The organism is Chryseobacterium formosum, assembly GCF_026460885.1.
GTDB lineage: Bacteria > Bacteroidota > Bacteroidia > Flavobacteriales > Weeksellaceae > Chryseobacterium > Chryseobacterium formosus.
In genome coordinates this window covers 56,364-68,774 of sequence record NZ_JAOVZW010000019.1, presented here as the reverse complement: position 1 = coordinate 68,774, position 12,411 = coordinate 56,364, and the positions used below count along the sequence as shown (strand labels likewise).

The following is a 12,411-nucleotide window of genomic DNA, read 5'->3' as shown; positions in this document are numbered from 1 at the left end:
TTATCAATGATAACAGGTATCAAAAATTGTCTTGCAATGTATTCAAATTACGCATCCATACATTAAAATCTTCATCAGACGGAATCATATATTTTTTTCGGATCCTATATTTTCTGAGTTGCACTGCAGAAACAGTAACAAAAGTAAAATCTGCAATTTCCTTTGTAGTGAAATTCAGAAAAGCTAAACCAACAAAGTGTAACTCGGAATTACTTATTTTGGGATTGATGGCTTTTATATTCTTTATAAAATTGGGATAGATTTCTTCAAAAAGAACCGTGAATTCGGGACTGTTTTTTTTGGCAAGCTCTATCAATTCTGCAAGTTTATTTTCATCAGCTTTTTTATTCAGATGATCTTTTTCTTTTTCCAGCTCTGATTTTTCTGTAAGTAAAACCTGATTTTGCTGTAAGATGATTTTCTTTCTTCTTTTTGTTTTTTTAATTTTAAAATAGAAGTATATTGCTATAGTAATTGATAATAGCACCAGAAAAACAATCCATTTGTTTTTGGTGTTTAAAGTTTCATTTTTCTCTTCCTGTTCATTTAGAATATTGTCGATGGTTTGCTTAAGGCCTTCGTTTTTTCTTTCCTTTAAATGATCATTGTATTTCTGATATTTTTCCCTAAATTCTTTTTCCTTAGCCTTATCGCGCAATATTGCATAAATATCTGCAAGTTTGGCTGTAGTATTTGTCTGGCAAAAGAAGTCATCAATTTTCATCGAATCGATTTCTGCTAAAGTATTTTGAAAGGCAACGACGGCTTTTTCGTAGTCTTTCATCTTAAAATAATAATCTCCCTGAAGCTCATACGCAGCATACTTATAAGTAATATGTTCTTTAAGTTTGGTTTCTTCAAATGCTTTCGAAATATAAATCTGGGCAGAATCCATCTGATTGAGCCCCATACAGATGGAAGCCTTTATCATATAAGTATTTAATGTCTCGTTAAGTTTCAGAGTTTTGCCGATTTGCAAAGCTTTATTAATGTAATTGTTAGCTTTTTTTAAATCATTATCCTGAAGTCTGTAAGCGTAATAAAAATATCCTTTTACGAGTTCCTGCTTTGCAGAATCTGAAGGTACTTTTTCCAAAATGTCTATATATTCGTCCAGCGATTTTATTGCTAAATCTTCCAGACCCAATATGTTATAATTAACATATTTGATTTCTACAATTTTACTTTTAAGAATTTCATTATCTACAGATATAGTCTTCTCAAGATCAGAGATTTGGGATAAACTTTTTTTATAATCTTCAAGTACAAAAAGCTGATATGCGATGCTGATGCTGCTTTTGGCGATAAGCTCATCATTCTTTAATTCTTTTGAAATATCGTATGCTTTTTTGGCATATTCCAAAGATTTTATCCCGTTTTGGTATCTATTCAGCTCGGAAAGTCTAAGCAAATTATTTGCATTCTCGGAACTTTTTTGTTGAGAATATGCACAATTGAAAACAAATAAGGTGAAAAATAAAAATGCTATTCTTTTCAAAACCAATAATTTAATTATTAAAAAATCAGTTACGAGTCTATCTTTTTAAACCACATGTAGAGGTCTTCATCAGAAGAAATATTGAATTTTTTTCTAATCCTGCTTTTTCTTCCCTGCACTGCCTTTTCGGTTACAAAAGTATATGTTGCTATTTCTTTTGTGGTGAAATTAAGCTTTAAATAAGCACAAAAAGTCAATTCAGAGTTTAAAAGATCCGGTTGTAATGCAATGATTTTTTGACAAAACTCGGGATATACTTCTTTGAACCTTGCGAGAAAATGTGGACTGTTTTTTTTCGCCAGTTGCATTACTTCTTCAAAAGCATCGTTTACTTTAAATTCAAGATTTTTATTCTCTGTTTCCTTTTTTTGAATTAGTTCTCTCTGATCATTGATTAAAACTTCTTTTTCCCGTTTTTTTCTTATATAAAAAAGGTATCCCCATATGATAATAAGTATGGTTATGAGAATCACAGCTCCAAGTATATAACTATTTTTCTTACTGAGTGTCTCTGTTTCTTTCAGCTTTTCGTGCTCCTTTTCTTTAATAAGCTTCTCAACCGATAAATCTAATGCAATATTGTTTATGGTTTTTAGACTGTCTGAAAGATCTGCTTGCATTTTCAAATACACAGCAGATTTTTGTGGATTATTTAATTTTAAGTAGATCTTGGAAATGGATGCATAAGCCTCAACTCGTACATCTGGTCTTTTTAATTGGGCAGACATCTTTTCGGTTTCCAGATATTTTTCTAAAGATTTATTATATTCTTCTTTTTGAAAATAATAATCTCCATAGACCAATAAATAAGCGAGTTTTTGAAAAGGATCGTATTTTTTTTGTTGATAATTTACTTCAGCAGCTTTAAGATAATATTCAGCAGAATCTATGTGCTCTTTTTTATAGTTTATAAAATAGTCAGCGATATTAGCTCCTGTTATAGGATCAGGATCGAGTGCATACGCTTTTTTGAAATAGATATACGTGGAATCGTATTGTGAAATCAGTCTTGAACTTTCAGCTTTACACGCATATGCAATTTGTAGATTGAGTACTTTAAAATGAGAATCTTTTACTTTTTTATTTTCATTAATAGCTTTGTTAAAGTAATCGATTGCGCGTTGATGAAGGTTCAGCATTCCGTAAACTTTCCCATACTCTGTATAAATTTCAGATCTTGTAAGAAAATCTTCGGTTTCAAGATTATTTTTTTCGGCGATTTCAAGATAAATAAGCGCTTCTTTGTAGCGGTTTAAATTAACCAGAAAATTACCAATATTTAAACTTCCTTTTGCAATTCCTTTTTTATAATTAAGTTTTTTAGACTCGTTAATTAGTTTTGTACTTTCTCTAATCCCGTTATTAAAATCAAATGTGTTTATCGATTGGAAATAGATACGGGAAAGGGCAGTATCGATTTTTGGATAAGCTTTTTCTTGTCCGCTACTTAAGACATAACTGATAATAAAGATAAAAAAAAAGAATTGCTTGAGAATTTTCATAATCAGCGTTAATTCAGGTTAATAGTTTTTCAAATATACAAATATCAACCTGCTCATTTCATGCTTTTAATCAATTACGGAAAATTTTGATTAAAAATTTTAAATGCGATAAAAACACCTTTTATTTCAATTTGTTAATACTCCAAGGTGTTTGATGATACATTTTCATAAAACTTACTTCAAATTCATTGGTGTTATGATTAAATTAATAAATAATTATTCATAACGAAACATTGGCAGGTAACCACAGGATAGCAGAAATTTCCGATAAGTATACTTTTATGAAATAGAAATATGAGAAATATCATGTCTGTTCAGATTTAACTTTTCTTGTGTTTTAATTTTAAGAGAAAGTATATATAAGTAAATGTCAAATAATTAATAATCACCAATCAGAGAATGAAGAAATCTATAGTGACTCTGGGTATTTTGCTAAGTACCACAAGTTTTATCTTTGCACAAGAAAAACAAAACACGGGTACAGTAAAAGATACAGTACAATCTAAAAATAAAACGAAAGAGATTGAGGAAGTAGTCATTATTGCCTATGGTACTCAAAAAAAAGGTGAAGTTACCGGTTCTGTAGGTAGAGTAAGTGCAGAAAGCTTCAAAGATCGTCCTATTGCGAGAGTAGATCAAGCTTTAACGGGACAAATTGCTGGGGTTAAAACACGTTCTACAACAGGAAAACCGGGAGAACCTTTAGAAATCAGAGTTCGTGGTACTGCTTCTATTTCTGCTAGTAATTCACCTCTTTATGTCATAGACGGAATAGTTGCCGATGACATGGCAAACATTTCTCCTGATGATGTGCAATCGATTGAAGTACTAAAAGATGCGGCATCTACAGCGATGTACGGATCAAGAGGTTCTAATGGGATTGTGATTGTTACCACAAAAAAAGGGAATACAGGAAAACCTTCATTTACATTTTCTCAATATTATGGAGTACAGACCATTGAGAAAAAACTGGACATTATGAGCAGTTCTGAATGGATTGATTATGCGACTGAAGCTATCAATAAAAGATGGGTGGCTTTAGCTCCCGGTAATTCTGCTTCTGATAGTTATACAGTAAGAGCAAATTATTATAATTTACCAAATACGACTGATTATAATCTGGCAAATATCAATACTATGCTTGACCCAAGATGGGGAACCAATCAGGTGGCATATATTGATTGGCAGGATGCATTTTATCGTCCAGCTGCAATTCAAAACTACCAATTATCAGTAAGAGGAGGAAGCAGTAATGTAAAATATGCGATTTCTGCAGCGTATTTTGATCAGGAAGGTATGGCTTTGAATACCGGTTTCAACAGATTTAATTTAAGTGCAGTAGTTGACGTTAATATCTCCAGTAAATGGAAAGCTGGAATTGCACTGAGACCAAGTTACTCACAAAGCTACGGTGCAGCAGTTGACGGAAAAGACAATGAAGCACACAAAATGCTTTCTATGGTTCCTGTAGCAGAATTAGGAGCGGGACTTTACACCAACTTCTGGAACAATATTCGATACAGATGGGCAGGTTCTACAGTAAGCCCGATTGGTACTTTAGAAAATACTACGAATAATACCAACGAGTTTAGAATGTTATCCAGTATGTATATGTCTTACGACATTTTACCAGATTTGAACTTTAAAATCTCAGGAGCGGCGACCAATAATTTTAACATTAATAACGGTTATACACCAACTTTTAATTTAGTTTCAAATATTCCGGGACAGGTAAGTATTGCAAGCCGTAGAACGGTAAATTACAACAGATATTTAGGAGAAGCTTTATTAAATTATAAAAAGACTTTCGGATCTCACACAATTACCGCTCTTGCAGGATATAGTGCTGAAAATTACAGAACGACCGGGCAATACAACCGTAACAAAGGTTTTGCGAATGATGATTTGAAAACTTTCAACTTTACGCAATCGGCTTCTGTATTAAATTCGGAATATACTGCTTCAGAATGGATGCTGACTTCATTATTTGGTCGTGTAAACTATGACTATCAAAAGAAATATATGCTATTTGCAAGTATTCGTAGAGATGGTTCTTCCAGATTTTCATGGAATAATCTTTATGGAGATTTCGCAGCATTTGGTGGAGCATGGAAAATAGATAAAGAAAATTTTTTAAAGGATAGATCTTGGTTGAGTAACCTAAAACTGAGATACAGTTGGGGAGAAAACGGAAATAATGCTATTGGTGAATACAGACATTTTGGAACTTTGGCAGGAGGAAACTACTCTTTCGGAGGTGCTTTATCGAATGGTTTAGTACCGAATAGTATTAAAAGTGATGAATTGACATGGGAGAAAACACAGTCTTCAGATTTTGGTTTTGAATTGGGACTATTCAACAGAATTGATTTCTCAGCAGATTATTATATCAAAAAAACAAACGACCTTCTTCTTCAGGAGCCTATCGCTTCAGCAACAGGTTATACAACAGCGTGGAGAAATGTTGGTTCTGTGGAAAATAAAGGTTTAGAATTTGAATTAAGCACCAAAAACTTAACAGGGCAATTCAAATGGAATACCTCAGCTAACATTGCATTCAATAACAATAAGGTATTGAAATTAGGGAATAACAACAAGCCTATTTATACAGGTTTCAGCAATTTAACGAATATTATACAGGTAGGTGAAGAGCTGAACTCTTTTTATCTGTATGAAGCGATAGGAATTCTTTCAACAGCAGATATCAACAATGCAGGTGTTGCAAAAACAACAGGTGCAATTGCTGGAGACGTAAAGTATAGAGATTCTAACGGAGATGGTAAAATTGATGACAATGACCGTCACATCATTGGAAGTCCAACTCCGGATTATTATTGGGGATTCACCAACACATTTTCATATAAAGGATTTGATCTTTCTGTATTTTTTCAAGGTCAGAAAGGAGGTTATAGCTACGCTTTATTAGGTCGTGCAATCGATCGTCCGGGAATGGGAACCACAACCAACGTAATGGGGAATTGGGCAAACCGTTGGCGTTCTGATGAAGATCCGGGAGACGGTAAAACTCCAAGGTTAGATGGTACTACAGGCGGTCTTTTAGATACAAGATGGTTATATGATGCCAGTTATATTCAGCTTAAAAATGTGACTTTAGGATATAATTTCCCACAAGAATTGGTAAGCAAATTAAAAGTTTCTAACCTTAGACTCTATGTGAGTTTAGAAAATGTTTGGAGAAAAGATAATTATTACGGTGGTTACAACCCAGAATCTGTACAATCAGACGGTACCGATTACGGAGCATATCCTAATGCAAAAGTCTATATGATGGGCTTAAACTTTAATTTCTAAAATTTTAACAATGAAAACAACGACAATAAATAAATACAGATTACAATTTAATATGAGAAATTTAGGGAAAGTATTAATTTTTGGAGCATTAACATTGGGAACAATAAATTGTAGCCGAGAAGATTTGATGCTTGAACCTGAAAATAATATTACGCAAACTTCTTTTTACACTACAGAATTACAGATTCAGCAGGCTTTATCGGGAGTGTATTCAGCGATGATTAATTCTTCTTCGAGAGGGGGTTATGATGTAAATTTTTACTTATTGGCATCGGAAGTTCGTTCTAATAATTATACCGCACTTTCACAAAACGGAAACAGAGATTATTACGCAATCAACCGTTTTCAGGATAATTCTACAACGGAAGAAATGGAAATTCTGTGGGAAGATGCCTATCAAATGATCACGTATGCCAATAATATTTTAGCGAGAATTGATAATGTTCCTTTTGCAAGCGAAGCAACTAAAGAACAATACCGTTCTGAAACCCGTTTCTTAAGAGCTTATGCTTATTTTGAATTAATGCGTTCTTTCGGGAAAGTTCCTTTAATCGAAAAACCGGTGAGTCCTACAGAAGCGGCTGCAATACCAAGAACAGATTTAGCAACACTTTATAATTTCGTTACTTCAGAACTTGAGGCTTCCGTAGCAGGATTGAAAAATATACATGATGCAGCAAATAAAGGAAGAATTACCAAGTCTGCAGCTCATGCAATGTTAGGTAGAATTTATCTTACAGGATCAGGTTATCCTTTAAATAACAGCTCTTATGTAGCGAAAGCAAAAGATCATTTATTTGCTGTCATTCAGGGGGAAGGTCAGTTTGTTACCTGGTCACCAAATTATGCAGATTTGTTTAAAAGTGCCAATGATAATAAGTATCACATCTTCGAAATCCAACATATAAGCGGAGGTTTGTCACAAGGTTCTTATTTGCCAAGTTATGTTTCACCGAATTTTGGAACTACAGATCCTTTATATAATGCGCAAAGTAGTTTGTACAGTTCAGGTGAATTGGGGGTTTCTCAATCATTAGTAAATGCGTACGAACCTGGAGATTTAAGAAAAGCAGTAACTGTTAAAACTCAGTTTATCGCTCAGAATGGATTGGTAGATAATGCAAATTATTTTATTAAATTCCGTGAGCCTGGAAAAGTTATTACCAACCGTTATGATTGGCCAATTAATTTCCCGATTATCCGTTATGAAGATGTTCTTTTGATGTATGCTGAAGTTTTAAATACTCAGGGAAGTACAAGTACAGCTGTTCCTTATTTGAATAGAATTCGTCAGAGAGCAGGTCTTTCTGCCGTTCCTGCATCAATTTCTGCAGCAGATTTCACGACGGCACTTCGTAAAGAAAGAAGAGTAGAGTTTGCAGGAGAAGGTATTTATTGGCATGATTTAGTACGTTGGAATACAGGAGTTGCTGTCATCAATCAGGCTGCAGCGGCTTTAAACTATAACTTTACAATTACAACCAACGATTATTTATACCAAGTTCCTTTATCTCAGATTCAGATTGCTGGTTATGACCAAAATCCTTAGAATTTAAACCTATTTTAAACTTATATTTTCAAATCTCAAGAAATCTTCCCGAAACGGAAGGTTTTTTGTTTTTATGTCTATAATTATATATTTAAATCCTCTCTAATAATTAGCTAAAAACTCTGCGAACTTCTATAAGCTTTAGCGGCTTTGTGTAGCTTAAAAAACAGTTAATAGTTAAAAAAAACTTAGCGAACTTTGTGATTAAAATTACAATCAACAAATATCAGAAGCTCATATTGCAGAAAATCATTATTTTTAAATCATTCAAATCACACAATATGAAAAGATTTATTTTCTTGTCTATTTTTAAAACCTGGCTGTTTTCAACCTTCATTTCGATTATATTTCTGCATTTATATATGCAATCAGTAAAAAATCCCACTGATGAATATCGAAAATGTGATATGAGCGGTTTAGCTTATGGATTAATCATTATGTGTATTCTTTTCTTAAGCTTGATTTCGTTTTCCGCTTTGTTGAGTTTAAATAAAATTTTTCAAAATCTAATATTTTTGTGTTGGTTTTTATTTCCTTTTCTCTTTTCCATTACCTTTTTTCTGGCAGTTTCAGAAGGTATTTTTGATAAGGAGACTATATTGATTTCAATGATTTCTTGTTTACCTTGGTTTTCAATCTGGGGATTTTATTATTATCAATTCAATAAAAAATTAGTCAGAAATGAAAGCTTTTAAAATATTATTTCTTCTCACGTTATTTTTCACTTTAAAAATTAATGCTCAACCATTTACCTTAAAATCTATTGATGAACCTAAACCATTTAGCTTAAAAATCTATTACGTAACCAAAGGAAAAGGTGCTTTTGTACAGTATAAAAACAAGAAAAGCATTATTCCTTTAAAAATAAAAACTTACCGTGTCGATAAAAGTGGGAAGGAAGACGTTCAACCTGATTTTACTTCTTATGTTTGGGATGAAATTATTGACGGAAAAATCAACGGAACGTATTATCTTACAGAAGGTCTGAGAGATTTGTTTGAGGTAAAATATATTCGTAAAAAAGACAATCGCACTTTTAAATTTGAAGAAGATAAATCTGAAAAATTTGATGGGATCTCTCAATTTTTAATTCATGATGTGATGATTGATTACAATATTTTCTATGATAATCATCTGAAATTCATTTATCCTGAAAAACAAATTACCAATGTAGAATTGCCTGATGTTGACAGCCCAAATTTCTCAAGACAAGCAACTATTGGGGATTATAATTTTGATGGTTTTGATGATATTTCGTTCTCAATTCCTGATGCAGGAATGGGAGTTTACAGAACGTTTACGGTTTTTCTTTTTGATTCTAAAACTAAAAAATTTAAAGAATTGAAAGAACCCGATTTCAGCAAATCAAAGTGTGAATGTTTTTGCGATTTAAAATTAGATAAAGCTAAAAAAATAATTTCCAGCGAATGCAGAGGCGGAGCAAGATGGTGGAGAGATTCTTATCAATATAAAAACGGAAATTTGGTTTGGATTGGTTCCAAGGAAGCTGATGAATAGATTTAATTTATCTTTTTAAGATAAAAGATATTTTGTGTAGATTTAATCAAGACTTATAGAATTAAAATTCCTGTAAATTTTAAATTTAGGTCTGATATTTGTAAGTTTATATCAAACTCAAATGAGCCATTTATTTATGAAAAACCGAACTTTGAAAAAATCAATTCTTTACACCTTATTTTTCGCTTTAATTCTAACTTCATGTAAAAAAGATGAGGTCTCAAAAAACGATGAAGCTCAACAAAGTCAAACGGCCGGTGAGATTGCAAAAAATACTGCAGATCCGGATTCTATAAAAGTAAAACCTGTGGAAGAGTCTGCACCCCCAATGATGCAGGAAAATGGTTTCTATAATGCTTTTGCAATTCCGAAAGACAAAAAAATGAGAGATTCGCTGTATGCAATTTTTAGTAAAAAATACAATGAGAGAGAACGTTATGCGATTTTAGCATTAAACCGGTTAGATTCCAAAAGCAAATGGAATTCTGATACATTGGTTGTTCCTGCAAAAATCGACACAACTTTGATGTCGTATTCGCCTTTTCCTTTACAGCTTGATGTGTTGAGCGATGTAAAGAAATTTGTTGTATTTTCATACCCGATTCAGGCTTACGGGGTGTATTCAAACGGAGCTTTGGTAAAATGGGGACCTACAAGTATGGGTAAAAAAGCAGCTCAGACAGACCGAGGTTTAATGTTTGCCAACTGGAAAAAGAAATTGGCAATTTCAACAGTAAAAAGCGAATGGAAACTTCCTTATAACTTCAATATTCACAACACTCACGGAATTGGATGGCATCAATATGACCTTCCCGGTTATCCTGCATCGCATTCTTGTTTAAGATTATTGATGAAAGATGCAATCTGGTTATATAATTACGCCGATACTTGGGTTTTAAATCCAGGTGGAGCAACAACCAAAGCAAAAGGAACACCCGTAATGGTTTTCGGAGATTATGGATGGGGGAAAAGAAAACCTTGGAGAAATCTTTTGAACGATCCCAATGCAAACAATATTTCGGTAGAAGAAATGACGAAATTAATTCAGCCTAATGTTGAAAAAATGATATTCGAACAAACCAATCGTGAAAAAGTTACCGATTCTATTAAATCAGCAAAAGCTTCACAAGCCGCAATTCAGGAAACTGAAGTTTCTGAAAATTAAAGAGTTTTTTCGAATTTTAAAGTAGATTCCTCCGCAAATTTGCGGAGTTTTTGCATTTCATCCTTTGCTTTACTTTGCCCAAATCTTGCTGCTGCATACGTTGCTGCAATAAAAATTAACATTAGAAAAGAAGCATTCAAAGCCCAAGGAAATTCATGACTGTTGATTTGATTTTCAACATAATACATCGTGAAAAAAGTCATCCAACAAATTGAGAAAAGAAAATAGAGAAACATAAAAAACGTCCAAACTGCCGAACTCGGACCGAAAACTCCTCTTACAACCGTAATTTCTTCATCAAGCTCAGTTCGTAAAGCTAAACATGGTTTCCAGTAATTATCATCTGAAGTTTTTACCGAAATTGTTGCGACTTCAGTGTTTACGTTGCCATTGAACTCGTCTTTGTGTTCGATTAAATATTTTTTTAGATTTTCAGCATAAGATTCTTTCGTGAGATGGGTGTACATTTTAAATCTCGGGCGGTTTCTTATTTTATCTAGAGTCGTTTCTTTAGTTTCCATATTATTCTTGATAGGGGATTGGATCTTCTAAGATAAAGGAAAATTTCAATTCTACGCCTTTTCTTTTCACTGTCATATTAATTGTTTTACCTTCATCAGATTTCATCATTTCCATGATTTGGTTTAAAGTCATGTCAAGAGTTTTTTTTCCGTTGATAATTATTAAATCATCATTTTTTTTCAGACCGGCTTTGTCTGCAGGAGAATCTTTTCTTACTCCGGCAATCGAAAACAAAGGTTTTAAAACAAATTTGTATTGAAGATTACTGTTGTAAGTCTCGTTGTTTTCTGAAGCTGATTTTTCGTTTAAAGTTCTGAAAGTCAGATAATCTTTTTCCCATTGCAATCCATCTTGTTTAAAATCGAGTCCGCTCATGTTAAAATGAAAAGGATCTTCGTAATATTTGTTTTTTTTCAGATATAATTTTTCATTCGGATAATCAAAAGCAACAGTAAACCGTCTCATAATTTCCGAACCAAGCGAACCTTTTCTGTCTTTTACTAAGTTTAAATGCTGAATAGAATATTCATCAGGCATTGCAGTTAAAGGCTTATTGAATTTAAATTTCCCAAAATAAAAATTGTGAATACGGCTGCGTTTTCCGAAAATATCTCCATTAAAACCTCTTCCCAAAAAATCTTCAATATTCGGTCGGTTGTAAACAAAGTCTTTAATTAAAACCGGGAAAAGCCAAATTGCATCACTGTTTCCGAGGTCAATTAAAAGTTTTGAATCATTCTTTACATTCGTCATTTCAACCTCAGTATTGATGTAGGGTTTGTTTTTTTCGACAGAAATAGAAAGCTGATCAAATTTTTTAATTTTTTTTCTGAATAATTCCAAGTCTTTATAAACAGTAATTTTTTTTGAGTTATAGTCAATAATAATCGGATGATCTTTAAAAAAATGATAGCCGATAATACCGTTAACAGGAATTCCTACATGCGACGAAATATTAAAACTTTCATCAAGAATAATATAAAGCGATAACGAATTATTTACAAAGTGATTGCCGATTTTCCCAATGTTTTTATCAGATTTAAAACCTTCAATACTTGCATTGCCTCCCAATCCTGAAAATTTCATTTTTTCCATTGAAGTAAGAGCCATTTCTTTGTTTTCAAGACTGAAAATTGTGTTTTCTGCAACTCCTGTGTCGAGAAGAAATGTAAGTTCAACACCATTCACATTCATAGGAATGAAAATCAAATTGTTGATAAACTTAAATGGAATAACGACTTTTTTAGCATCTTTAATTTCAAAATTATCCTGCGCATTCATCAAAATGTTTAAAAATAAAATCGATATAAAAATCCACAGTTTCATAAACTGAAATTAGTGAATT

Annotated in this window: 8 protein-coding genes; 4 read left to right on the top strand and 4 right to left on the bottom strand. The window is 32.6% G+C overall.

Features of this window, described 5'->3' with window-relative positions; translation table 11 throughout:
- Positions 1–19 precede the first annotated feature (19 nt).
- Both OF897_RS15710 and OF897_RS15705 read right to left on the bottom strand, forming a co-directional pair.
- Positions 20–1,498 (bottom strand): helix-turn-helix transcriptional regulator, encoded by a 1,479-nt coding sequence (locus OF897_RS15710; protein ID WP_267266626.1) that lies wholly within the window; start codon positions 1,496–1,498, stop codon positions 20–22.
- 29 nt (positions 1,499–1,527) lie between these two features.
- Positions 1,528–3,000 (bottom strand): tetratricopeptide repeat protein, encoded by a 1,473-nt coding sequence (locus OF897_RS15705; protein ID WP_267266625.1) that lies wholly within the window; start codon positions 2,998–3,000, stop codon positions 1,528–1,530.
- A gap of 399 nt (positions 3,001–3,399) precedes the next feature.
- Here OF897_RS15705 and OF897_RS15700 point away from each other — a divergent pair, with 399 nt between their 5' ends.
- The 4 genes from OF897_RS15700 (at position 3,400) to OF897_RS15685 (ending at position 10,544) form a co-directional block, all read left to right on the top strand.
- A complete protein-coding gene (locus OF897_RS15700; RefSeq protein WP_267266624.1) occupies positions 3,400–6,312 on the top strand; it encodes a SusC/RagA family TonB-linked outer membrane protein in 2,913 nt (970 codons plus the stop codon).
- Positions 6,313–6,322: 10 nt separating this feature from the next.
- The gene (locus OF897_RS15695) at positions 6,323–7,861 is read left to right on the top strand and encodes a RagB/SusD family nutrient uptake outer membrane protein (RefSeq protein ID WP_267266623.1); all 1,539 of its coding nucleotides are present in this window, start codon (positions 6,323–6,325) and stop codon (positions 7,859–7,861) included.
- Between the two features lie 681 nt (positions 7,862–8,542).
- Complete coding sequence (locus OF897_RS15690; RefSeq protein WP_267266622.1) at positions 8,543–9,379, top strand: XAC2610-related protein; 837 nt, start codon at positions 8,543–8,545, stop codon at positions 9,377–9,379.
- 121 nt (positions 9,380–9,500) lie between these two features.
- Positions 9,501–10,544: a L,D-transpeptidase gene (locus OF897_RS15685; protein ID WP_267266621.1), complete on the top strand. Its 1,044-nt coding sequence runs from the start codon at positions 9,501–9,503 to the stop codon at positions 10,542–10,544.
- Here the strand turns inward: OF897_RS15685 and OF897_RS15680 are convergent.
- Complete coding sequence (locus OF897_RS15680) at positions 10,541–11,065, bottom strand: hypothetical protein (RefSeq protein WP_267266620.1); 525 nt, start codon at positions 11,063–11,065, stop codon at positions 10,541–10,543. The two genes, OF897_RS15685 and OF897_RS15680, sit on opposite strands and share 4 nt — an antisense overlap.
- Before the next feature lies 1 nt (position 11,066).
- Positions 11,067–12,392 (bottom strand): PDZ domain-containing protein, encoded by a 1,326-nt coding sequence (locus tag OF897_RS15675; RefSeq protein WP_267266619.1) that lies wholly within the window; start codon positions 12,390–12,392, stop codon positions 11,067–11,069.
- Between the last annotated feature and the right edge of the window lie 19 nt (positions 12,393–12,411).

Excerpts from the sequence above, each read along its gene's own strand:
- OF897_RS15680 (WP_267266620.1), bottom strand. The coding sequence starts at position 11,065 with ATGGAAACTAAAGAAACGACTCTAGATAAAATAAGAAACCGCCCGAGA.
- OF897_RS15695 (WP_267266623.1), top strand. The coding sequence starts at position 6,323 with ATGAAAACAACGACAATAAATAAATACAGATTACAATTTAATATGAGA.
- OF897_RS15705 (WP_267266625.1), bottom strand. The coding sequence starts at position 3,000 with ATGAAAATTCTCAAGCAATTCTTTTTTTTTATCTTTATTATCAGTTAT.
- OF897_RS15685 (WP_267266621.1), top strand. The coding sequence starts at position 9,501 with ATGAGCCATTTATTTATGAAAAACCGAACTTTGAAAAAATCAATTCTT.
- OF897_RS15700 (WP_267266624.1), top strand. The coding sequence starts at position 3,400 with ATGAAGAAATCTATAGTGACTCTGGGTATTTTGCTAAGTACCACAAGT.
- OF897_RS15675 (WP_267266619.1), bottom strand. The coding sequence starts at position 12,392 with ATGAAACTGTGGATTTTTATATCGATTTTATTTTTAAACATTTTGATG.
- OF897_RS15690 (WP_267266622.1), top strand. The coding sequence starts at position 8,543 with ATGAAAGCTTTTAAAATATTATTTCTTCTCACGTTATTTTTCACTTTA.